Here is a 21,886-nt window from a genome sequence, read left to right as displayed (position 1 = left end):
GGCCAGAGATTCGTGCCCCCGACGTGCCTGTGTCAAGGCCCTCCGGCTAGGTGTACTGCTAGGCGGTCCAACCGGGCCAGTGCCCCAGGCGGCCACCGACCGCCTGCACCGGCGCGACCTGGGCGAGGAACCGGTCGCGCCAGAGTCCCTCATCGGAGGCGGCGACGAGCCGCGCGAACCCGTCGAGCAGGTGGGTCTCCAGCACGGCCCAGCCGGCCCTGATCTCGTCCGGGGTCGACATCTCGTTCGGCAGCTCGAACGCCGCCGGCTGCTCGGGCACCTCGTCGACGGCGTCGCGGAGGGCGTTGCGGATCTCCTTCGCGGCCGCCATCCGGGTCGTCCCGAGGGCGTGCAGCGGATCCGAGGAGTCGAGCCGGCCGAGTCCGACGCCGAGGCCGTAGACCAGCGCCCAGGCGTGGCCGAGTGCGATCGGAAGGGAGGCCTCCAGGGTGGTGGGCTGGAGCCGGACCGGCACCACCTCAGAGGTGGCGGGCACGACGGCCGTGTTGCCGAGTGCCGTCGCCCCTGCCGCCGCCGAGGCGTAGACGAGACGCACATCGCCCTCGGTGGCCGCTCCCGCCGCGGACTTGAGGGCCTCGACCGCCCCCGTGATCCGCTCGGTCAGTTCGGCTGTGCCCTGTTCGAGGGTGGAAAGCGACGGGGCCGCAGGGGTCTGGACGACGAAGGGCTCCTGGTCGTCGGCGCCGAAGGGGTCAGGAAGGGCGAGCAGGGCGAGGTGGGCATCGCACTGGGCCAGCGCGGCCGCGGCCCAGTCCTTCGCCTCGAACCCGCTCACGCCGGAGAGTGCCTCGACGGCTGAGCGCAGGGCGACGACCGCCTGCTGGGCGGCCGAGGCCTCGGGGCTCTGGGTCGGTGGGGGAGAGGTGGGGGCGACGGCCGGTGCCCCGGAGATCACCGGGCTGGCCGCGCATCCGCTGACGCCTACGACAAGGGCGGCGAGCACCGCGCGACGGGGGAGAGGCATGGGCTCAGCTTAGTGCCCGGGTCGAGGGAGGCCTCCCACGGTCAACCCCGGTATGCTGGTCCCTCACAATCAGGTCAACAACCGGATACGGAGCCTCGCCATGCAGGAATCGCAGATCGCTGCTCTCATTGAGCCGATCCTGTCTGCCCACGGTCTTGAGCTGGACCGCCTCGACGTCACCCCGATCGGGAAGCGCTCGGTTCTGAGGGTCACCGTCGACGGAGACGGTCCCGACGGGAACGGCCCGCTGCTCGACGACATCGCCCAGGCATCGTCGGCCATCTCGGAGGCGCTGGACGTCAGCCCCGCGGTCGGGAAGGCCCCCTACACCCTTGAGGTGAGCACCCGCGGTGTCAGCAAGCCGTTGACCGAACCCAAACACTTCCGCCGCAACGCGGGCCGCCTCGTCAAGCTGTGGCTGGGCGACGATCAGGTGACCGGCCGGATCCGGTCGGTCACCGACGAGGCCGTCACCATCGAGGTCGACGGCGCGGAGCGCGAGGTTCCGCTGGCGGAGATCGACAAGGCGGTTGTCCAGGTCGAGATGAACCGGTCGTTCGAGGACGAAGAGGAGAACTGAGATGGATGTTGATCTGGCTGCCCTGAAGGCCATCGAGCGGGACCGTGAGATCCCGATGGACTACCTCCTCAAGACGCTGGAGGACGCCCTCCTCAACGCGTACAACAAGACCCCGCACGCCCTGCGGGGAGTGAAGGTCGAGGTCGACCGCAAGACCGGAAAGGTCTCGGTGCTCGCCCCGGAGTTCGACGACGATGACGAGGTCATCGGCTACTTCGACGACACCCCGGAGGACTTTGGCCGGATCGCCGCTGCGACCGCCCGCCAGGTGATCTTCCAGCGCATCCGCGAGGCCGAGGACGACCAGAAGTTCGGTCACTTCTCCGGCGTCGAGGGCGACATCCTCGTCGGCACCATCCAGCAGGACCGCGACTCCCGCGCCGTCCGCGTCGACCTCGGCACGCTCGAGGCGATCATGCCGCTTGCCGAGCAGGTCCCCGGAGAGGACTACTCGCACGGCCGCCGCCTCCGCGTCTACGTGGTGAGCGTCCGCCGTGAGCTGCGCGGGCCGCAGGTCGTGGTCTCGCGCACGCACCCGAACCTGGTGCGCAAGCTGTTCGCGCTCGAGGTGCCGGAGATCGAAAAGGGCATCGTCGAGATCAAGGAGATCGCGCGCGAGGCGGGCCACCGCACGAAGATCGCGGTCGAGTCCCACGATCCCAACGTGTCGGCGAAGGGCGCCTTCATCGGCCCGATGGGGCAGCGCGTCCGCGCAGTCACCAACGAGCTCGGAGACGAGAAGATCGACATCGTCGACTACTCGGACGATCCCGCCAAGTTCGTCGCCGCGGCGCTCTCGCCTGCGAAGGTGCTCTCGGTGACCGTCGTGGACGACCAGGCACGCGCCTGCCGTGCCATCGTCCCGGATTACCAGCTCTCGCTCGCGATCGGCCGCGAAGGGCAGAACGCCCGTCTCGCCGCCCGCCTGACCGGCTGGAGGATCGACATCCAGCCGGACGTGGCCGCCCAGAGCTGAGGCGGGGCAGCGTAACGACTTTTCGGGGGTGCTGGGGGCGTCGCGTAACATTTACCCACGATGACTTCCGTTCGCCGATCGTTCACTGACCGTTTACGCGACCCCCGCCACGTGTGGGGGCGCCTCTTGGTGCTGCTCATCCCGTTCGCGGTGCTCGCGGTCGTGCTGAAGCTGATCCGCATCGAGGAGTTCTTCCCCCGGGCGGGTGCCTCCGAGACGCTCGCGAAGGTCTCCTCGGACGTCGCCTTCAGCGCGGCGTGGCTGCTGTTGTGGATGCTGCTGTGCTGGCTCGCGAAGGGAACTGCCCGGGCGGTGGTGTTCTACCTCGCCCACGCTCTGACGCTCGTGCTCGGCATCTTCACCGTGATCAACCACGAGTACATGATCCGCACCGGATCGCCATTGACCTTCCGGCAGATCGAGTACGCGTGGAACCAGCAGGGCGAGCTGAATGCCCTGCTGCAGTCGCAGTTCAGCTCCTCCGCGGTGGCGCTCCTGGTCGGTGTGGTGCTCGGGGTCCTCGTCCTGCCCCTCCTACTCGGCCCCGCCGTCTCGCGGCTGATCCGTCGGCGTCCCCACCGCAGGCTCAAGTACGTGAGCCTGGCAGGGGTCGCGGTGCTGCTCGCGGCGTCGGTCTGGAGCGCCCCGACGGTGTCGGCGGCGTTCGCGCTCGCGGCCCCGGTCCAGTTTGCCGTCACCCCCGTGCGTGAGGCGCTGGCCTACCCCGACTCGCTCGCTGACGAGACGCTCGTCCCCACTCCCGAGTCCACGAAGCTCGTCGACGGGGGAGGCAGGCACAAGAACCTGGTCGTGATCACGCTCGAATCGCAGCGCGCCACCTCGACCCTTCCGGAGACCAGCCAGCCGGTCACCCCGGTGCTCGACGCGCTGGCCGAGGATTCGCTGCGCCCCGAACGCGGCTACACGGTCCTCCCGCACACGTCGAAGGCCCTCACCGCGGTGCACTGCGGAATCGCGCCGCCGCTCGACAGCGACAACACCGAAGCCGACGCAGGCAGCCTTCCCGGTAAGTGCCTGCCCCAGCTGCTGAGCGAGCAGGGCTACGGCACCGCGTTCTTCCAGACCGCGACCGAACACTTCGAGCGCAGGCGCGGCACGGTGGCCAACTTCGGCTACGAGCACTTCACCCCGGTCGACGAGATGGACCACTTCGGCTTCAACCGCGCCAACTACTTCGGCTACGAAGACGACATCATGCTCGAGCCGTCACGCAGGTGGATCGAGCAGAACCGGGACAAGCCGTTCATGCTCGGCATGCTGACCGTCACCGGGCATCACGACTACGCGCTGGAAAACTTCGATCTCATCGACTTCGTCGACGACCCGCTGCTCAACAAGTACCTCAACGGCATCCACTACCAGGACCAGTTCGTCGGCAACGTGATCGACATGTTCAAGGAGCTCGGCCTCTACGAGGACACCGTCTTCGTCGTCGTGGGTGACCACGGCGAGGGTTTCGGGGAGCACCGACTGTTCCAGCACGACAACACCGTCTATGACGAGGGACTGCGGATCCCGTACCTGATCCTCGACCCCTCGCGCGAAGGCGAGTTGGTGGAGGGGCCGGCCAATCAGCTTGCCGTGCTGCCGACCGCGGTCGACCTGCTCGGTTTCGAGCTGGAGAGCGACCAGACCTACCGGCCGTCGTTGGCGAGCGGGGAACCGCAGGGGCCCGTCGTCGCCAGCTGCTGGGCGAGGGGAAAGTGCACCGCGACCATGAACGGCGACATGAAGGTCATCCACCACTTCGGTGACAGGCGCGATGAGGTCTTCGACCTCTCCGTCGACCCGTACGAGACGAACGACCTCGCGGCGAGCACCGACTCCGCGTGGATCGCTGAGCAGACCGACCTCGCGCTCAAGTGGTACATCGACACGGAGAACCTGTACGAGGCCTTCCGCGCCGAGAAGTGACGCGCCGCAGCAGACGGCAGGGCCGCGGGGATCGCAACCGGTCCCCGCGGCCCTCCATGTCACCCCGGATCAGCGGCCTTGACCGCCGCGCAGCGACACGATCCCCTCATCGAGGGCCTTCTGGACGGCGTCTGCCTCGGCCTGCGTGAGTGTCCCGTCGGTCACTGCGGAGGCCAGTTTCTCCTTGGCCTCGGTTGCCCGCTGCGCGTCGCGCTGCGTGCGCAGCTCCTCGATCGCATCGACGACCTTCTGCTCGTCGAGTTCCAGCTCGGAGGCGAGCGCCTTGGCGAAGGCCTCTTCGCGCGCGGTCCGCTCCGTCTCGGTCGGCTTGGCTCCTTCCTCGGTTGGCGCCTCGGGGCGGGTCGCCTCTCGTGCCGCCTTGACGGCTTCCTCCAGGCTCGACTCGTCCACGCCGAGCTTCTCGGCGAGCGCCGAGGTGTCCACACCACCACCGCCACCGCGGTGTCCGCGCCCTCCGCGCTCGCCGGGGTCGCTGTCGCCGCCCGCGTCCGACGGGGAGGCGGGCGTGCTGGCGGAGGGGCTGGAGGACGGGGTGGGGGTGCCATCGGCGCTGGCCAGCTGGCCGAGCCCGACTCCGAGTCCTGCGGCCATCGCCGCCGCGGAGATCCCGACAATCATCTTCTTCGTCATCGTGTGCCTTTCGGTGCTTCCCGGAACGGTTTCCGGGCACAGACCACGGTGCTGGCCCTTCCTGCGCCGGGGCTATGGCGAACCTGGGAGGTTGGCCAGAACTCAGTAGACTGAGCTGCTGTGAATGCTCCTCAACGCACCTGCATCGCCTGTCGCGGGCGCGCCGACCAGGCCACGCTGATCCGGCTCGTCCGGCGAGGCGACCGCGTGGTCGACGGGACCGCGCCGCGGCTGCCCGGGCGCGGGGCCTACCTGCACGCGGGCTGCTTCGCTCTCGCCGAGCAGCGCCAGGCGATCCGGCGGACCTTCGGGGCCGCAGCGGTGCTCGACGCGCCTCAGGTGGAAGCTCGCGGCTGAGCGAGATATGATTGCCAGTGGCCCACGCTCGCGTGGGCACATCGTTCCACGCCCTGTAGGGCGGCAACCAGAAGGTGGGCTAACGCTCATGACCACTCGATGAGTACCCAACGATGACCAAGCACAACTAGGGACCCCGGCCTTGGAGGTCGGACCCACGAAGGAGAGTAGTGGCTAAGCCTCGAGTCCACGAGATCGCCAAGGAAATCGGGATCACCAGCAAGGAACTCCTTGCGAAACTAGGAGAGATGGGCGAATACGTTCGCGGTCCGTCCTCCACCCTTGAAGCACCCGTCGTGCGTCGCGTCCGCGAAGCATTCGGCGGCGCCGACGAGACCCCGGCCGCTCCGGCGGCCAAGAAGCCCGCACCGAAGGCGGCACCCAAGCCGGCAGAGACCACCCCGGCCGCACCCGCGGCCCAGCAGAGCGCACCAGCTGCAACGCCTGGCACCCCTGAGCCGACGGCACCGCCGGCCGCGGAGGCACCTCGCCCCGCAGCACCGCGCCCCGCACCCCGCCCCGGCCCGGCCGCACCGGAAGCCAGGCCCGCGACCCCCGGTCGTGGTGGTGCCGCGCCGCGTCCGCGTCCCGCTGGCGGCTCGGCCGCACCCGCGGCACGCCCCTCCGCGACCCCCGGCCCGCGTCCCTCGACGCCCGGCCCCCGTCCCGGTGGCGGCTCCGCGCCGACTCCCGGCCCGCGCAAGCCCGGCGCCCCGCGCCCGGGTAACAACCCGTTCGCTCCCGCTCAGGGAATGGGCACGCAGCAGCGTCGCCCGAACAACCGCCCCGATGGCGGTCAGCGCCCCGGAGCGGGCGCGGCGCGTCCCGGTCAGTCCGACAACCGGATGCCCCGTCCCGGTGGCACCGGCGGCCTTCCCGGCATGCCCCGTCCGAACCCCGCGATGATGCCGAAGACCGCGAACGCGGCGATCGGTTCGCGTCCGTCCCGTCCCGGTGGCGGTGGCCCCGGTCGCGGTCGCGGCGGCCAAGGTGGCGGCGGAAACCGTCCGGGCGGCACCGGTGGCCCGCCGATGGGCGGCCCCATGGGCGGTCGCGGCGGTGGCCGCGGTCGCGGTGGCACGCAGGGCGCATTCGGTCGTGGCGGCTCCGCTGGAAAGCGTGGTCGCAAGTCGAAGAAGCAGCGCAGGCAAGAGTTCGATCAGATGGAGGCCCCGTCGATCGGTGGCGTGCGCGTCCGCAAGGGCGACGGCCAGACCGTTCGCCTGCGCCGTGGCGCCTCGCTGACGGATCTCGCCGAGAAGATTGGCGTGGAGGCCGCGTCGCTCGTGCAGGTGCTGTTCCACCTGGGCGAGATGGTCACGGCCACCCAGTCCGTCGCTGACGACACCCTCGAGGTGCTCGGCGCCGAGCTCGACTACAACATCGAGGTCGTCTCTCCCGAAGACGAGGACCGTGAGCTCCTGGAGAGCTTCGACCTCGAGTTCGGCGAGGACATCGGCGATGAGGACGACCTCGAGGCCCGTCCTCCGGTCGTCACCGTCATGGGTCACGTCGACCACGGTAAGACGAAGCTGCTCGACGCCCTGCGCAATTCGAACGTGCAGGCACGCGAGGCCGGCGGCATCACGCAGGCCATCGGCGCCTACCAGGTCGAGACCGAGGTCGACGGCAACGAGCGCAAGATCACCTTCATCGACACCCCGGGTCACGAGGCGTTCACCGCCATGCGTGCCCGCGGCGCGAAGTCCACGGACATCGCGGTGCTGGTGGTTGCCGCAGACGACGGCGTGATGCCCCAGACGATCGAGGCGCTCAACCACGCGAAGGCGGCCGATGTGCCGATCGTGGTTGCGGTCAACAAGGTCGACAAGGACACCGCCGATCCGACCCGTGTCCGCGGTCAGCTCTCCGAGTTCGGCCTCGTTCCCGAGGAGTACGGCGGTGACACGCAGTTCGTCGACGTCTCGGCCATCACCGGCCAGGGTCTCGAGAACCTGCTCGAGTCGATCGTGCTGACGGCTGACGCTGCGCTCGACCTGCGCGCCAACCCGGACATGCCCGCTCAGGGTGTCGCCATCGAGGCGCACCTCGACAAGGGACGCGGCCCCGTCGCCACCGTCCTGGTGCACCGCGGAACGCTGCGCATCGGCGAGTCCATCGTCGCCGGCTCGGCACACGGCCGCGTCCGTGCCCTGATCAACGACCAGGGTCAGAACGTGGACGAGGCCCCGCCGTCGATGCCCGTGCAGGTGCTCGGTCTGACGTCCGTGCCCGGTGCAGGCGACAACGTGCTCGTTGTCGACGACGACCGCATGGCCCGCCAGATCGCGGACAAGCGTGAGGCCCGCATGCGTGCGGCTCAGCAGGCGAAGGCGAGCCGTCGCAAGACCCTCGACCAGCTGTTCGAGCAGCTGGAGAAGGGCGAGACGCAGGAGCTGCTCCTCATCCTCAAGGGCGACGGCGCAGGCTCGGTCGAGGCCCTCGAGGACGCCCTCAGCAAAATCGAGGTCGGCGAAGAGGTGTCGCTGCGCGTCATCGACCGCGGTGTCGGTGCCATCACCGAGACCAACGTGTCGCTCGCCGCGGCGTCGAAGGCCGTCATCATCGGCTTCAACGTCCGGCCGACCCCGCACGCCGCACAGCTGGCCGACCGCGAGAACGTGGACATCCGCTTCTACTCGGTCATCTACTCCGCGATCGACGAGATCGAGGCGGCGCTCAAGGGCATGCTCAAGCCGATCTACGCCGAGGAGACCCGCGGCCACGCGGAGGTCCGCGAGGTGTTCCGTTCATCCAAGTTCGGAAACATCGCCGGTTGTATGGTCACCAGCGGCACCATCCGCCGCAACGCCAAGGCGCGTCTGCTGCGTGACGGCGTCGTGGTCGCCGACACCTCGATCGCGTCGCTGCGACGCGAGAAGGATGACGCGACCGAGGTCCGCGAGGGATTCGAGTGCGGTCTGACGCTCTCGAACTTCAACGACATCAAGATCGGTGACGTAATTGAGACCTACGAAATGGTGGAGAAGGAGCGCGAGTGATGGTTGGACCCCGTAACGCGAAGCTGGCCGATCAGATCCAGGTCATCCTCGCCTCCACGATCCAGAACCGGATCAAGGATCCGAGGCTCGGCTTCCTGACGATCACCGAGGTGCGCCTCACGGGCGACAACCGTGAAGCGACGGCGTTCTACACCGTGCTCGGAGACGACGAGGCCCGTAAGGGCACCGCTGCCGCGCTGGAGTCCGCGAAGGGCATGCTGCGCACGACGGTCGGCCAGCAGCTCGGGATGAAGTTCACCCCGACGCTGACCTTCGTCCTGGACGCCACCCCCGACTCCGCCCGCCACATCGAGGATCTGCTCGCGCAGGTCCAGGCGACCGACGCCGCGGCTGCGGCCGCGTCGACGGGCAAGGAGTTCGCGGGGGAGGCCGACCCGTACCGCAAGCCTCGAGAGATCGAGGAGGACGACGAGCAGTGAGCTCACCGTCCGGGGTGGTGATCGTCGACAAACCGTCGGCGGTCACCTCCCACCAGGTCGTGGGGAAGCTCCGACGCCTGCTCGGCACCCGCAAGATCGGCCACGCCGGCACCCTCGACCCGATGGCGACCGGCGTGCTGATCCTGGGGGTCAACCGGGCCACCCGCCTGCTCGGCCACCTTGCGCTGCACGACAAGCGCTACCTCGCGACCGCCCGCCTAGGCCTGTCCTCCACGACGGACGACGCCGACGGCGAGATCATGCCTGTCGCGGACGCCTCAGCGCTCACCGTTGAGGCCGTGGACGCGGCCCTCGCCCCCCAGAGGGGCGACATCCTCCAGGTGCCGACCTCCGTCTCCGCCATCAAGGTGGGCGGGAAGCGCGCCTACGCGCTGGCGAGAGCGGGGGAGAGCGTCGAGTTGAAGGCACGTCCTGTCACCATCTCACGCCTCGACGTGCTCGCCGTCCACGGCGGCGATGGCTGGCTCGACGTCGATCTCGACGTCGAATGCTCCTCCGGCACCTACGTCAGGGCGATCGCGCGCGACCTCGGCGCAGCCCTGGGCGTAGGCGGTCACCTCACGGCGCTGCGCCGCACCCGGATCGGCAACTACTCGCTCGACGACGCCGTCACGCTCGGCGACGAGCCGCCCGTCCTGATGGACATGGCGCAGGCGGCGAGGCTCAGTTTTCCCGTGCTTGAGGTGACTGAGGAGGAGGCGACGGACATCGGCTACGGCCGCCCGATCGCCCGCCCCGTCCCCTCGGCACCCACCGGGATGATCGCGCCGGACGGCGCCCTCATCGCGCTCTACGAGCCGACCGAGGCGGGTTCGCGTCCGCTTGCGGTGCTGACGTGAGCGTGCCAGATTTGTCAGTTGTGGAGGATCAGATGACCAGGACCGTCGTGGCGATCGGCAACTTCGACGGGGTCCACGTCGGGCACCGCAGCGTCCTGCGCGAAGCGGCCCGCGGACTCGAACTGCCACTCGTGGTGGTCACCTTCTGGCCCCATCCCATCACCGTGCTTCGCCCGGACCAGGCGCCAAAGCTGCTCACCGACCTGCGCACCAGGATCGACCTGCTCAAGCAGGCCGGGGCACACGAGGTGCGTGTCATCCAGTTCAACCGCGACGTCGCCGCGCTCAGCCCCGCTGAGTTCGTCGAACGCTTCCTGATGCCCCTGAATCCGGCGCGGGTGGTGGTCGGGGAGAACTTCCGCTTCGGTCGCCGCGCCTCCGGTGATGTGGCCACCCTCGCCGTGCTGGGCGAGGGACGCTTCGACGTGTTCGCCCTCCCGCTCGAGGCGGTGGACGAGGAGGTCACCTGCTCCAGCGGCATCCGCGGCCTGCTGGCCGAGGGGGACGTCGCGGAGGCCGCCCAACACCTTGAACGGCCCTTCCGGTTCCGTGGCGTGGTGGTGGTCGGCGACCAGCGCGGACGCGAGCTCGGCTTCCCGACGGCGAACCTGACCGTGCCGTCCGACATGGCTGTGCCTGCCGACGGTGTGTACGCGGGCTGGGTGACGAGGCTGGACGAGGCGGACGCCGAACCGATGGCCGCCGCCATCTCCGTCGGCACGAACCCGACCTTCGAAGGAGCGGACCACAGGGTCGAGAGTTATGTGATCGACCGCACGGACCTCGAGCTCTACGGAGCGGAGATCGCCGTCGATTTCGTTGAGCGGCTGCGCGGCCAGGTGAAGTTCAGCGGCGTTGAGGAACTGATCACCCAGATGAACCTGGACGTCGCGAGGGCGAAGCAGGTGCTCGGCCTCGTGTGAGGCTCAGCGGACGGTGAGCGACTTCTTGTAGACCGCGTAGTGCTTGCTGTGCTCGATGCCGTCTTCGACCTGCGGGATCTCGGGATCCTCGACGAAGATGTGCTCGCCGGTGGGGTGGTATTCGAGCGAGACGTACAGCGGGACGGCCTTCTCGTTGTTCGGATCGACGGCCAGGTAGACGGCGGTGAAGCCCGCGGACTTCGCCTCGTCCTCGATGAACTCGCTCAGCGCACGACCTGCGCCGAGACGGCGGGCCGACGGGTAGACGTACATGTTGCGCAGCTCGGGGTTGTACTCCTGGCTCTCGAGGTCGAGGAGCGCGGTTCCGACGGGCTTGTCGTCATTGAACGCGACCGCGAAGATCAGCGAACCGGCCTGCTGGGCCTCGAAATGTTTGTCTACCAGGCCGAGCTCGGGGCGGGCCTGCTGGGCGCGCAGCTGGTCAAGGTCTTCTGCGGTGGCTCGTCGCACGCTGATGGCCATGGCTGGTTCTCCCGTTCGGTGGCTTACGTCGAACCTACCCTAGCGGCTGCGGGTCACCCCTCCCATGGGTCGTGGAGCTTTGGGACGAAGGTGAGTGCGACCTGGGGGATTAGGACGCGAAACGGCGGCGGTGATAGAGTGCTCAGGTTGCCGTCAGATCGGCCACGGCCTCGTAAGAGCCTCGAAAGCATCCGCGACTGGGGCGCCGTGCAGCGAACGAAAGGGAGTCCCACCATGGACGCTGAAACGAAGAAGAAGATCATCGAAGAGTACGCGACCACGGCTGGCGACACCGGTTCGCCCGACGTACAGATCGCTCTGCTGACCAAGCGGATCGCTCACCTCACCGAGCACCTGAAGCAGCACAAGGGCGATCACCACAGCCGTCGCGGCCTGATGCTCATGGTCGGCCAGCGCCGCCGTCTGCTCAACTACGTCGCCAAGAACGACGTCGAGCACTACCGTGAGCTGATCGCGCGCCTCGGTCTGCGTCGCTGATCTCGCGCTGAAGCTTCTCTTGCGGGGCACCCCTTCGGGGGTGCCCCGTCTGCGTTGTCCTGGAAAGCGCGGCTGGACCGGCTAGAGCCTCAGTTGCGCGGTGATCGGGCTCTGATGGCCGAAGCGGTGGTTGGTGATGCACACGGACTGCTCGCGCACGTAGGCCAGAAGGGCGAGCCTGCCAGGGAGGGCCGGTCCCGGGTACACCGTCACGTCGATGTCGGCCCCGAGTGCGGAGGCGAGATCACGGCCGCCGAGGTGGCGGACGCGTCCCTTGGCCGTCGCGCCGAAGTCGGCGTCGGCCTGGACGACCCACTCCAGCCCGACCTCCTGGAGCACCGTGGTCAGGGCAGGCTCGGGTGCCTCCGCGAACGAGAAGCGCGCGGGCGACCCGGTCGCCACCGCGGCGGAAAGCTCCCGCAGCACCGCGTCCACATCGTCGGTCTCGACCCGCACGGTCACCGGCACCGGCAGGTAGCGCAGCGCGTTGATCTCGCTGTGCAGGGCCGACGGATCGTGTGTGACCCCGAACTCGGTGCGCACGGCCTCCTCATCGGAGGCGACCACGCCCGCGAACCCCTCGCCCGAGATCGACGCCGCCGCTCGCAGCAGGCGCGACAGGGCAGGACCGGTCACGCTTCCCGCGGCCGCCCTCGACGCTTCCGGTTCCCACCGGCTGAGCACGTGCAGGTAGTTCGGGCCGCCAGCCTTGGCCCCCGGGCCGACGGAGGAACGCTTCCATCCGCCGAACGGCTGCCTGCGCACGATCGCGCCGGTGATCGTGCGGTTGACGTAGACGTTTCCAGCCTCGACGGTGTCAAGCCATGTCTGCACCTCGCCGGCGTCGAGCGAGTGCAGGCCCGCGGTCAGGCCGAAGGCAGTGCCGTTCTGCCAGGCGATCGCCTCGTCGAGGGTGTCTGAAGCCATGAGGCCGAGTACCGGGCCGAAGTACTCGACCTGGTGGAACTCGCTGCCGGGACGAACGCCCATGCGGATGCCCGGCCGCCACAGCCGTTCGTCGATCCGCTCGGGTCTGAGCAGCCAGCGCTCGCCCTCGCCCAGCTCCGTGAGGCCGCGCAGCAGCTTGTCTCCCGGCACCTCTGTCAGTGGCCCCAGCTCGGCGCCCGGGTCGCTGGGCCAGGCCACCTTCAGCGAGGCCGCTGCGTCGAGGAGTTGGTCGAGGAAGCGCCTCGAGCGGGCGACTCGTCCCACCAGAATGCCGAGCGATGCGGCGGAGCACTTCTGACCCGCATGGCCGAAGGCCGAGGTGACGAGGTCGGCCGCGGCAAGGTCGAGGTCGGCCGAGGCGGTCACCACGATCGCGTTCTTGCCCGAGGTCTCGGCGAGCAGCGGCAGATCGGGGCGCCAGGAGCGGAAGAGCTCCGCCGTCTCCGCCGCACCGGTCAGCACCACCTGGCCGACCCGGGGGTCGGTGACGAGCGTCCGGCCCAGGTCGCCGTCATCGACGATAAGCAGGCACATGAGATCCGGGTCGAACCCGGCGCGCCAGCAGGCCTCGGCCAGCACCGCACCGATCCTCCGCGCGGGAGGGGCCGGTTTCAGGATCACTGCCGAGCCGACGGCCAGCGCCGCGGCGACCCCTCCGAGCGGGATGGCGATGGGGAAGTTCCATGGCGAGGCGACAAGCGTCACCGCCGGAGGCACCCGGCGCGCGCCGGGTACCTCCTCGAGCGCAAGGCTCGCGTAGTAGTGCGCGAAGTCACAGGCCTCGGACACCTCGACGTCGGCCTGGTCGATCAGCTTGCCCGCCTCGTCGGCGGCGACGGCGATCAGGTCGGCGCGGGCGGCCTCCAGTTCGTCGCCGAGCCGGTGCAGCAGGCGGGCACGCTCGGCCGCCGGTGTGGCGGCCCAGGCGCGCCCCGCTGCCTCCGCCCGCCCGATGGCCTCGTCGACGGCCTCGGCCGTGGTGACGGTGGCCGCGCTCAGCGTCTCCGCCCCGAGTTCCGGTGCGGGGAGCCGTTCCCGGATCGCCTCGGCCCAGGCCTGGTTCGAGGCGAGCGCGGGATCGGTGTCCTGCGTGTTGGCGAACCCGTCCCCGATCCGTGGCCTCGTCTGGGTCGCCCACCCGGTCGGCGTCTCGGCCCCGATCCGGTCGGCGGCCGCCCTGAACCGTCGCTCCTCGCGGTCGAGGAACTCCCGGTCGGTGCCGAGTGCGGCCGCGCCCGACATGAAGTTCTCCGGTGCGGCATTCTCCTCGAGCCTGCGCACCAGGTACGAGATGGCAGCGTCGTACTCGGCGCGCGGCACCACCGGAACGTAGAGGCGCAGGCGACCGACCTCCCGCATGATCACCTTCTGCAGCGGCACGGCCATGCCCGAGAGCATCTCGATGTCGACCCCTTCGGTGACGCCGCGCGCCCGTGCCAGCTCCCAGGCGGCGGCCAGCGAGTAGACATTGTGGCTCGCGACACCGACGTTGACGCGAGCGATCCGCTCGGGCGTGAGGCAGCGCTCGAGCGCGGAGAGGAACGAGGCGTCGGTGGCCTCCTTCGAGCCGAGCACCGGCAGCTCCCAGCCGTGCAGCTCCGCCTGGACGCGTTCCATGGCGAGGTTGGCGCCCTTGACCAGGCGGACCTTCACGGGCGCCCCACCCGCCTCGACGCGACGCCTCGCGAAGTCGTCGACCTCGTCGAGCACAAGGGGTGACTCGCGCAGATAGGTCTGCACCGCCAGCCCGGCGCGTAGCCGCAGGAGCTCAGGTTCGAGCAGCAGACGCCGGAAGACATCGAGGGTGAGGTGCAGGTCGCGGTACTCCTCCATGTCGAGGTTGACGAACTTGCCGGAGTCGGCCGCGAGCCGCAGCAGGGGGCGCAGGCGCTCGACGGCGTCGTCGACGGCTGCCGCGTGGCCCCACGGTGCGTGGGCCCCGAGCACGGCGGAGACCTTGATCGAGACGTAGTCGATGTCGTCGCGGGCGAGCAGCCGGGTCGTCGCCTCGAGCCGACGGGAGGCGTGGTCGCCGCCGAGCACGGCCTCTCCGAGGAGGTTCACATTGAGCTGGGCGCCGTCGGAGGTCAGCCGGGAGAGGGACGGGCCGAGAGAGCGGCCGACGTCGACCACGAGGTCGCCGACCAGTGCCGTGAACACGCGCCGCACGACGGGAAGCAGGGGGAGTGGGGCGCGGCCGACGACCTGGCGCAGCCCCAGGCGCAGGGGAGCCGGGAGGAACGGGGCGGGCTTCGCCGCCAGCCGGCGGAGGGCCTGCGCCGCCACCCGTGGGTCCTCCGGCCGCAGCACCTGGTCCACGAAGTCGAGCGTGAAACGCAGGCCGCCCTCGTGTTTGAGGACATCGGCCAGGAGCCCTGCCGAACGGGGCTCGGGATACGCGGTGCTCAGTTCTGCCCATCTGCGGGCGGTGGCGACTGCGGTGTCGACATGGGACGTCAGCGAACTCGATGCCATGCTCCATCGTGGCACAGCGGCGGTGGCCGGTTCATCGGCCTCGGCCCGAGGTCGCGCTCCGGCCACCCGTGGCGGAGCGCGTCCATGGGGCGGTTCCGAGCGTGAACCGGTAGGATGGGGTGCGTACAACCTCATACCGACTGAAACAGTCCAGCCGCCCAACCGGTGTCCGTCTGGTCCTCGGTAGTGGTCTTCGGGTGCAACGCCCCCGCGGATCTCGATCGAAGACCGGCAGATGCGGCAGGGAGAAACCCTGCGTGGGTTGGGCTGCTACCCCAACCGAAAGGAGCCTGTCCGTGGAAGGACCAGGCATCGAATTCGCCGAAGCCGTCATCGACAACGGCATCCATGGCAAGCACACCGTCCGTTTCGAGGCCGGCGCACTCGCGCAGCAGGCCGACGGCTCGGCCGCCGTCTACCTCGACGGTGACACCATGCTGCTCTCGGCGACCACCGCTCAGAAGACCGCCCGCGACGCCATCGACTTCTTCCCGCTGACGGTCGACGTCGAGGAGCGCATGTACGCCGCGGGCAAGATCCCCGGCTCGTTCTTCCGTCGCGAAGGCCGCCCGGGCGAGGGCGCCATCCTCGCCTGCCGCCTGATTGACCGCCCGCTGCGCCCCGCCTTCGTGAAGGGCCTGCGCAACGAGGTCCAGGTCGTCGTGACCGTCCTCGCGCTGAACCCCGACGTGCTCTACGACGTCGTGGCCATCAACGCCGCGTCGATGTCGACCCAGCTCGCCGGTCTGCCGTTCTCCGGCCCGATCGGTGGCGTGCGCGTCGCCCTCATCGACGACCAGTGGGTCGGCTTTCCGACCGTCGAGCAGTCCGCCAAGTCGGCCTTCCAGATGGTCGTGGCCGGCCGCGTGCTCGCCGACGGTGACGTCGCCATCATGATGGTCGAGGCCGGCGGAACCGACTCCACGTGGGAGCTCGTCCGCGCTGGCAAGACCGCCCCGACCGAAGAGGTCGTCGGCCAGGGTCTCGAGGCGGCCAAGCCGTTCATCAAGGCCCTCTGCGACGCCCAGTCGGAGCTGGCGGCGAAGCTGCCGAAGGAGACCTACGACTTCCCGGTCTTCCGTGACTACCAGGACGACGTCTTCGAGGCCGTCTCCGAGCTCGCGGCCGACCGCGTGGCCGAGGCCATGAGGATCGCGGGCAAGCAGGACCGCGACGACGCCACCCACGCGATCCGTCAGGACGTCACCGACCAGCTGGCCGAGAAGTTCCCGGAGCGCACCAACGAGATCTCGGCCGCGCTGAAGGCGCTGACCAAGAAGATCGTGCGTCACCGCACCCTCACCGAGGGAGTCCGCATCGACGGCCGCGGCCCGAGCGACATCCGTGAGCTCTCCGCAGAGGTCGCGATCGTCCCGCGCGTCCACGGCTCGGCCCTGTTCCAGCGCGGCGAGACCCAGATCCTGGGCGTCTCCACGCTGAACATGCTCGACATGGAGCAGAAGATCGACACGCTCTCGCCTGAGAAGACGAAGCGCTACATGCACCACTACAACTTCCCGCCCTTCTCCACCGGTGAGACCGGCCGCGTCGGCTCGCCGAAGCGTCGCGAGATCGGCCACGGAGCGCTCGCCGAGCGCGCCCTCGTGCCGGTCCTTCCGACCCGCAACGAGTTCCCCTACGCGATCCGTCAGGTCTCCGAGGCCCTCGGCTCCAACGGCTCGACCTCCATGGGGTCGGTCTGCGCCTCGACGCTCTCGCTGCTCAACGCAGGCGTCCCGCTGAAGGCTCCGGTGGCGGGCATCGCCATGGGCCTCATGAGCGAGGACCTCGACGGCGAGACCAAGTACATCGCGCTGACCGACATCCTCGGAGCCGAGGACGCCCTCGGTGACATGGACTTCAAGGTCGCGGGCACCCGTGACTTCGTCACCGCCCTCCAGCTCGACACCAAGCTCAACGGCATCCCCGCCCTCGAGCTGCAGAAGGCGCTGCTGCAGGCCCGTGACGCCCGTCACACCCTGCTCGACGTCATGAACGAGGCCATCGACGCTCCCGACGAGATGAGCCCCTACGCGCCGCGGATCATCTCGCTGCGCATCCCCGTCGACAAGATCGGTGAGGTGATCGGCCCCAAGGGCAAGATCATCAACCAGATCCAGGACGAGACCGGCGCGAACATCGCGATCGAGGACGACGGCACCGTGTACGTCGGCGCAGAGACCGGCGAGGCCGCTGACGCAGCGGTCGCGCAGATCAACGCGATCGCCAACCCGCACATGCCGGAGCGCGGCGAGCGCTTCCTCGGCACGATCGTGAAGCTCACCAACTTCGGTGCGTTCGTGTCGCTGATGCCCGGCAAGGACGGACTCCTGCACATCTCGAAGCTGCGCCCCCTTGCGGGCGGCCAGCGCGTCGAGAACGTGGAGGACGTCGTCTCGGTCGGCCAGAAGCTCCAGGTCGAGATCTCCGACATCGACGACCGAGGCAAGCTGTCGCTGGTTCCGGTGGTCGAGGAGGCCGAGGAGACCGAGGCCGAGTAAGGCCCGTTCCGCACGGATCACTGAGGCGCCCGGGGAGAGATCCCCGGGCGCCTCTGTGATCCGTTCACTGCCGAGTTCGGCCCTGCTCAGCCCTAGTCGCTCAGCAGCCTCAGTGCTGCGGTCGCGTCGGGAACCAACTCCGCGCCGTCGGGCGGCACGGGCCGTCGGATCATGACGACGCGGGCGCCGGCCTCGTCCGCCGCCCAGAGCTTGGCAGCCGTCGCCTCTCCGCCGGAGTCCTTCGTGACGAGGCATCCGATCTCGTGCTCCGCGAACAGGCGTCGTTCACCGTCAAGCGTGAACGGACCGCGGGCCAGTTCCAGCCTCCAGTTGGCGGGCAGGACGCCCGACGGCGGTTCGGCGACCCGGGCGAGCACGAAGCGGTCGTCCAGCGCGGGGGAGTAGTCGAGCGTGTGCTGCCTGCCAACGGTCAGCAACACCGGGACAGGCGAGCGCTGGTCGAGCCGATGCCGAGGGTGGCAACTCGTCGCGTCGAGACCGTTGATCCCCTCACTTCCCGTGTCGAGCGCAACGACCGCCGACGCGGCCGCCGCGTGGTCGTCGACCCAGACCCACCGATCGGCGTGCGCATGCCCGGCCCACCCGGGACGATTCACCCGGATCAGGCGGACCTCCAGATCGGCGCACGCCTCAGCCGCGTTGCGCGTGATCCCGACCGCGAAGGGGTGGGTGGCGTCGACGACTGCCGTGACGCCGCTCTCGGCGAGGAACCGCCGCAGCCCCTCCGCCCCGCCGAACCCACCCACCCGGACGGACTCCGAAACCAGCGGGTCTGAGGTGCGCCCCGCCAGCGACTGCAGGTTGGGGACGCCGCGTCGGTCGAGTGCGGCGCACAGCTCGCGCCCCTCAGTCGTTCCGCCGAGTACCAGGATCACCAGGCAAAGCTATCCCAGCGGAGCACGCCCGTGCCCGACGCGTAGGCTACGGGCGTGATCTTGCACCTGCTCCGCCACGGCCAGTCGGTGTGGAACGTCGAGGAGCGCGTACAGGGCCAGACACATCACGTGCCCCTGACCGGCACCGGTGTCCGCCAGGCCGAGGAAGCCCGCGACCGGCTGGCCGGTCTCCCGCTTGCCGCCATCCTCAGCAGCGACCAGGTGCGTGCAAGGCAGACTGCCGACGTCGTCGCCGCCGCGCACGCTCTGCAAGTGCGTGAGACGGTGCTGCTGCGCGAGCAGGGCCTCGGATCGCTGGAAGGTAAGCACTACGGGGAGCTCGAGGAGGAGGCTCCACCCGAGGGCGTGCACGTGTCGGAGGTGCGGTGGGGCGGGGGAGAGTCGCTTTCCGACGTCGCGGCGAGGCTGCGCATTCTCGTAGCCGGGTTGCGCGCCGAGTTCGCCGACTCCGACCAGGTCCTGCTCGTCTCGCACGGCGACACTCTTCGCGTCCTTGTGGCGATCCTCGACGGCGGCGGCCATCGCGACGTCGACTGGGTCACCTACATCACCTGGCCCAACGGCCACGTCGAGACCCGCGCCCTCGACGCGGGGGAGCCCGGGCGTGCCGGCCGGAGTGAAGGCACCGCTGAACCTGCGCACTGACGCAGAAGTTGCCACTGATACCCTCGCATCCATGTCTCCTTCCCTCAGCCGCGCCGTCGGGATAGGCCTCGCAGTGGTGGCGGATCAGCTGCTCGGCGACCCTCGCAGGCACCATCCCGTCGCGTGGTTCGGATCCTGGGCCTCCCGTGTCGAGAAGCCGCTCTACGCCGACGACCGGTCCAACGGGGCGGCCTACGTCGCGGCTGCCGTCGCCCCGGTGGCCGTGCTCGGGATCGTCCTCGAGCGCGCCACGCGCCGCCACGCGACAGCCCACGCGGCGGCTACCGCGCTGACCACCTGGGCCGTGCTCGGCGCGCGCAGCCTCGCGCGTGAGGGCGAGCTGATGGCCGACCGGCTCGAGGACAGCGACCTCGACGGCGCGCGCTCCCGGCTGGGCAACCTGTGCGGGCGCGACCCATCGAGCCTCGATGGACCGGAGCTCGCCCGCGCCGCGGTCGAATCAATGGCCGAGAACACCGCCGACGCCGCCGTCGCCTCGCTGTTCTGGGGAGCCGTCGCGGGTATCCCCGGCATGGTTGTGCACCGGTGCCTCAATACCCTCGATGCCATGGTCGGGCACAGGAACGAGCGCTACCGCCGCTTCGGTACCGCAGCGGCAAGGCTCGACGACGCCGCCGACTGGCTGCCCGCCCGGATCACCGGCGCCATGGCCTGTCTGCTCGCACCTCTGGTCGGCGGGCGCGCCGGGGACGCCTGGCGGATCATGCACCGTGATGCACGCGACCACCCGTCCCCGAACGGCGGCTGGTGCGAGGCCGCGTGGGCAGGCGCTCTCGGCGTCCAGCTCGGCGGCCGCAACGTCTACTTCAGCCGGGTGGAGGAGCGCGGCCTGCTCGGCGACGGCCCCCGCCCGACCGCACGCGAGCTCCGCAGGGCATCTCGGCTGGTCACCGCCGTGACCGTCGCGTCGGCCTCGGCGATCGTCCTTTGCTGTACACCTGCGTGTGCATCGGTGAACGCGTGGCGGTCTCGGCGGTCCTCCGCGTGTACAGGGACTTCTGCGCGCAAGGACCGAGGCAGGCGATGACCGGCCTGCTGATCGCGGGGACGTCGTCGGACGCGGGCAAGAGCCTGTTCGTCACCGGGCTGTGCCGGGTGGCACGGAGGCGAGGCATCGACGTCGCGCCGTTCAAGTCGCAGAACATGAGCAACAACTCGATGGTATGCGTCGACGGCTCGGAGATCGGGCGAGCGCAGTATCTGCAGGCGACCGCCGCGGGCGTGGTGCCGTCGTCGCTTCTGAACCCGGTGCTGCTGAAGCCGGGCACAGACCGGAGGTCGTTCGTGGTGCTGCGCGGGCAGCCGCACGGAACGCTCGAGGCGGGGGAGTATGCGACCTCGCGGACGCACCTGGCCGACGCGGCCTACGCCGCCTACGAGGAACTTGCCGCCACGCACGACCTCGTCATCTGCGAGGGCGCAGGCTCGCCAGCGGAGATCAACCTGCGCCGGGGTGACTACACCAACATGGGCCTTGCACGGCAGTTCGATCTCCCGACGGTGCTCGTCGGTGACATCGACCGGGGCGGTGTGCTTGCCTCCATCTACGGCACCTGGGCGCTGCTGGATGAGGCCGACCGTGCGCTGCTCGCGGGATACGTCATCAACAAGTTCCGCGGCGATCAGTCCATCCTCGACCCCGGCCTCGACCACATCTCCGGCCGCACGGGGCTGACGAACTTCGGCGTGCTGCCGTACCTGCACGGGGTGTGGATCGACGGCGAGGATGCGTTGGAGGTGGGGCGCTGGCGGGGCGACCGCGTCGCCGACGCCGTTGACGACCTCATCGTCGCCGCCGTCCGCCTCCCGCGCATCTCGAACGCGACCGACGTGGACGCTCTGGCTCAGGAGCCCGGGGTCAGGGTCGTGGTCACTGTCGACCCGGTCGAGGTGGAGCGAGCCGACGTCGTCATCCTCCCCGGATCTCGGTCAACTCTCGACGACCTCGCCTGGCTTCGCGAGACCGGCATCGCCGACGTCATCGTCCGCCGCGCCGCCGCCGGTCGTCCGGTGTTGGGCGTTTGTGGAGGTTTCCAGATGCTGGCCCGCTCCATCGACGACGACGTCGAGGGCGTCGGCGTCGCGCCGGGTCTCGGTCTCCTGCCCGTCGACATCTGTTTCCACACCGAGAAAGTCCTCGGTCGCCCCACCGGCCAGTGGCGCGGGCATGCCGTCGAGGGCTACACCATCCACCATGGCCGCCCCACCGTCGACCCAGGCACAGAGCCGTTCCTCGACGGCGCGCACGTGGGCTCCGCCTGGGGCACCATGTGGCATGGCTCCCTGGAGTGCGACGACTTCCGCCGTGCCTGGCTGTCTGAGGTCGCCCGCGAGGCGGGATCGCCCTGGCAACCACGCGACGGCGGCCGCGGCTTCGCGGCGCTCCGCGAGCGGATGATCGAGACTACGGCCGATGGCATCGAGACGCACATCGACGCCGAAGCCCTCCTGGGGCTGGCCCGCTAGGACACTCATCTCGCGAACAGTCTGTTCGGTGCGACCAGCCGATGCCGAGGGCAGATACCCGGTAAGCGACCCCGGAGCACGCCGCTGAAGCGACGCGTGCAAGACTGACCGGTGCACGAGGTTGCGAGGAAGCCGGTGGAAGTCCGGCACGGTCCCGCCACTGTTACCCCGCCCGGGGGAGTCAGGAACTCGTCTTGTGCACGTCGTTTCCATGGGCGAGGAC

Annotated in this window: 18 protein-coding genes and 1 riboswitch; of the genes, 13 read left to right on the top strand and 5 right to left on the bottom strand. The window is 69.6% G+C overall.

Annotated features, from left to right (window positions below; all coding sequences use genetic code 11):
• Nucleotides 1-58 precede the first annotated feature (58 nt).
• Nucleotides 59-985 carry a hypothetical protein gene (locus BW733_RS01440; RefSeq protein ID WP_152024515.1) on the bottom strand — a complete coding sequence of 309 codons (927 nt, stop codon included), beginning with the start codon at nucleotides 983-985 and terminating at the stop codon, nucleotides 59-61.
• 100 nt (nucleotides 986-1,085) lie between these two features.
• On the opposite strand from BW733_RS01440, the gene rimP reads away from it, so the two are divergent.
• The 3 genes from rimP to BW733_RS01425 all read left to right on the top strand — a co-directional run bounded on the left by rimP (nucleotide 1,086) and on the right by BW733_RS01425 (nucleotide 4,476).
• A complete protein-coding gene (gene rimP / locus BW733_RS01435; protein WP_077352619.1) occupies nucleotides 1,086-1,565 on the top strand; it encodes a ribosome maturation factor RimP in 480 nt (159 codons plus the stop codon).
• A gap of 1 nt (nucleotide 1,566) precedes the next feature.
• Nucleotides 1,567-2,541, top strand: coding sequence for a transcription termination factor NusA (gene nusA, locus BW733_RS01430; RefSeq protein WP_077347238.1), 975 nt, complete (start codon nucleotides 1,567-1,569; stop codon nucleotides 2,539-2,541).
• Between the two features lie 111 nt (nucleotides 2,542-2,652).
• A complete protein-coding gene (locus tag BW733_RS01425) occupies nucleotides 2,653-4,476 on the top strand; it encodes an LTA synthase family protein (RefSeq protein WP_161490101.1) in 1,824 nt (607 codons plus the stop codon).
• Nucleotides 4,477-4,545: 69 nt separating this feature from the next.
• Here the strand turns inward: BW733_RS01425 and BW733_RS01420 are convergent, their stop codons facing one another.
• A complete protein-coding gene (locus BW733_RS01420; protein ID WP_077347234.1) occupies nucleotides 4,546-5,127 on the bottom strand; it encodes a hypothetical protein in 582 nt (193 codons plus the stop codon).
• A 120-nt stretch (nucleotides 5,128-5,247) separates the two neighbouring features.
• Here BW733_RS01420 and BW733_RS01415 point away from each other — a divergent pair, with 120 nt between their 5' ends.
• From BW733_RS01415 to BW733_RS01395, 5 genes are all read left to right on the top strand, one after another.
• Nucleotides 5,248-5,484 carry a YlxR family protein gene (locus BW733_RS01415; RefSeq protein WP_077347232.1) on the top strand — a complete coding sequence of 79 codons (237 nt, stop codon included), beginning with the start codon at nucleotides 5,248-5,250 and terminating at the stop codon, nucleotides 5,482-5,484.
• 170 nt (nucleotides 5,485-5,654) lie between these two features.
• Nucleotides 5,655-8,486 carry a translation initiation factor IF-2 gene (gene infB / locus BW733_RS01410; RefSeq protein ID WP_077347230.1) on the top strand — a complete coding sequence of 944 codons (2,832 nt, stop codon included), beginning with the start codon at nucleotides 5,655-5,657 and terminating at the stop codon, nucleotides 8,484-8,486.
• The gene (rbfA, locus tag BW733_RS01405; protein WP_077347228.1) at nucleotides 8,486-8,926 is read left to right on the top strand and encodes a 30S ribosome-binding factor RbfA; all 441 of its coding nucleotides are present in this window, start codon (nucleotides 8,486-8,488) and stop codon (nucleotides 8,924-8,926) included. Before infB ends, rbfA begins: the two co-directional genes overlap by 1 nt.
• Nucleotides 8,923-9,786 carry a tRNA pseudouridine(55) synthase TruB gene (truB, locus tag BW733_RS01400; protein ID WP_077347226.1) on the top strand — a complete coding sequence of 288 codons (864 nt, stop codon included), beginning with the start codon at nucleotides 8,923-8,925 and terminating at the stop codon, nucleotides 9,784-9,786. The genes rbfA and truB overlap by 4 nt, the downstream gene beginning before the upstream one ends.
• An 11-nt stretch (nucleotides 9,787-9,797) precedes the next feature.
• The gene (locus BW733_RS01395) at nucleotides 9,798-10,709 is read left to right on the top strand and encodes a bifunctional riboflavin kinase/FAD synthetase (protein ID WP_077347224.1); all 912 of its coding nucleotides are present in this window, start codon (nucleotides 9,798-9,800) and stop codon (nucleotides 10,707-10,709) included.
• Between the two features lie 3 nt (nucleotides 10,710-10,712).
• Here BW733_RS01395 and BW733_RS01390 read toward each other — a convergent pair whose 3' ends face one another.
• The gene (locus tag BW733_RS01390) at nucleotides 10,713-11,192 is read right to left on the bottom strand and encodes a GNAT family N-acetyltransferase (RefSeq protein WP_077347222.1); all 480 of its coding nucleotides are present in this window, start codon (nucleotides 11,190-11,192) and stop codon (nucleotides 10,713-10,715) included.
• Between the two features lie 234 nt (nucleotides 11,193-11,426).
• On the opposite strand from BW733_RS01390, the gene rpsO reads away from it, so the two are divergent.
• Nucleotides 11,427-11,690 carry a 30S ribosomal protein S15 gene (gene rpsO, locus BW733_RS01385; protein ID WP_077347220.1) on the top strand — a complete coding sequence of 88 codons (264 nt, stop codon included), beginning with the start codon at nucleotides 11,427-11,429 and terminating at the stop codon, nucleotides 11,688-11,690.
• 81 nt (nucleotides 11,691-11,771) lie between these two features.
• Here the strand turns inward: rpsO and BW733_RS01380 are convergent, their stop codons facing one another.
• Nucleotides 11,772-15,113: a bifunctional proline dehydrogenase/L-glutamate gamma-semialdehyde dehydrogenase gene (locus BW733_RS01380; RefSeq protein WP_077347218.1), complete on the bottom strand. Its 3,342-nt coding sequence runs from the start codon at nucleotides 15,111-15,113 to the stop codon at nucleotides 11,772-11,774.
• A 296-nt stretch (nucleotides 15,114-15,409) separates the two neighbouring features.
• On the opposite strand from BW733_RS01380, the gene BW733_RS01375 reads away from it, so the two are divergent.
• A complete protein-coding gene (locus BW733_RS01375) occupies nucleotides 15,410-17,614 on the top strand; it encodes a polyribonucleotide nucleotidyltransferase (RefSeq protein ID WP_077347216.1) in 2,205 nt (734 codons plus the stop codon).
• A gap of 92 nt (nucleotides 17,615-17,706) precedes the next feature.
• Here BW733_RS01375 and BW733_RS01370 read toward each other — a convergent pair whose 3' ends face one another.
• Nucleotides 17,707-18,510 carry a cobalt-precorrin-6A reductase gene (locus BW733_RS01370; protein ID WP_237268265.1) on the bottom strand — a complete coding sequence of 268 codons (804 nt, stop codon included), beginning with the start codon at nucleotides 18,508-18,510 and terminating at the stop codon, nucleotides 17,707-17,709.
• A 54-nt stretch (nucleotides 18,511-18,564) separates the two neighbouring features.
• Here BW733_RS01370 and BW733_RS01365 point away from each other — a divergent pair, with 54 nt between their 5' ends.
• From BW733_RS01365 to BW733_RS01355, 3 genes are read left to right on the top strand one after another with little or no spacing between them, the layout of a single operon-like run.
• Nucleotides 18,565-19,176 carry a histidine phosphatase family protein gene (locus tag BW733_RS01365; RefSeq protein ID WP_077347212.1) on the top strand — a complete coding sequence of 204 codons (612 nt, stop codon included), beginning with the start codon at nucleotides 18,565-18,567 and terminating at the stop codon, nucleotides 19,174-19,176.
• Between the two features lie 31 nt (nucleotides 19,177-19,207).
• Nucleotides 19,208-20,224: a cobalamin biosynthesis protein gene (locus BW733_RS01360; protein WP_077347210.1), complete on the top strand. Its 1,017-nt coding sequence runs from the start codon at nucleotides 19,208-19,210 to the stop codon at nucleotides 20,222-20,224.
• Nucleotides 20,221-21,663: a cobyric acid synthase gene (locus tag BW733_RS01355; protein WP_077347208.1), complete on the top strand. Its 1,443-nt coding sequence runs from the start codon at nucleotides 20,221-20,223 to the stop codon at nucleotides 21,661-21,663. The genes BW733_RS01360 and BW733_RS01355 overlap by 4 nt, the downstream gene beginning before the upstream one ends.
• A gap of 84 nt (nucleotides 21,664-21,747) precedes the next feature.
• Nucleotides 21,748-21,874: riboswitch (cobalamin riboswitch) on the top strand.
• The last annotated feature ends 12 nt before the right edge of the window (nucleotides 21,875-21,886 follow it).

Source organism: Tessaracoccus flavescens, assembly GCF_001998865.1.
In the GTDB taxonomy this organism is placed as follows: domain Bacteria; phylum Actinomycetota; class Actinomycetes; order Propionibacteriales; family Propionibacteriaceae; genus Arachnia; species Arachnia flavescens.
Note: the sequence above shows the minus strand (reverse complement) of the source record. Positions and strands in the feature narration are given on the sequence as shown.

Coding starts and splice junctions, on each gene's coding strand:
- BW733_RS01440 (WP_152024515.1), bottom strand. CDS start 985: ATGCCTCTCCCCCGTCGCGCGGTGCTCGCCGCCCTTGTCGTAGGCGTC.
- rimP (WP_077352619.1), top strand. CDS start 1,086: ATGCAGGAATCGCAGATCGCTGCTCTCATTGAGCCGATCCTGTCTGCC.
- nusA (WP_077347238.1), top strand. CDS start 1,567: ATGGATGTTGATCTGGCTGCCCTGAAGGCCATCGAGCGGGACCGTGAG.
- BW733_RS01420 (WP_077347234.1), bottom strand. CDS start 5,127: ATGACGAAGAAGATGATTGTCGGGATCTCCGCGGCGGCGATGGCCGCA.
- rbfA (WP_077347228.1), top strand. CDS start 8,486: ATGGTTGGACCCCGTAACGCGAAGCTGGCCGATCAGATCCAGGTCATC.
- BW733_RS01390 (WP_077347222.1), bottom strand. CDS start 11,192: ATGGCCATCAGCGTGCGACGAGCCACCGCAGAAGACCTTGACCAGCTG.
- rpsO (WP_077347220.1), top strand. CDS start 11,427: ATGGACGCTGAAACGAAGAAGAAGATCATCGAAGAGTACGCGACCACG.
- BW733_RS01380 (WP_077347218.1), bottom strand. CDS start 15,113: ATGGCATCGAGTTCGCTGACGTCCCATGTCGACACCGCAGTCGCCACC.
- BW733_RS01360 (WP_077347210.1), top strand. CDS start 19,208: ATGTCTCCTTCCCTCAGCCGCGCCGTCGGGATAGGCCTCGCAGTGGTG.
- BW733_RS01355 (WP_077347208.1), top strand. CDS start 20,221: ATGACCGGCCTGCTGATCGCGGGGACGTCGTCGGACGCGGGCAAGAGC.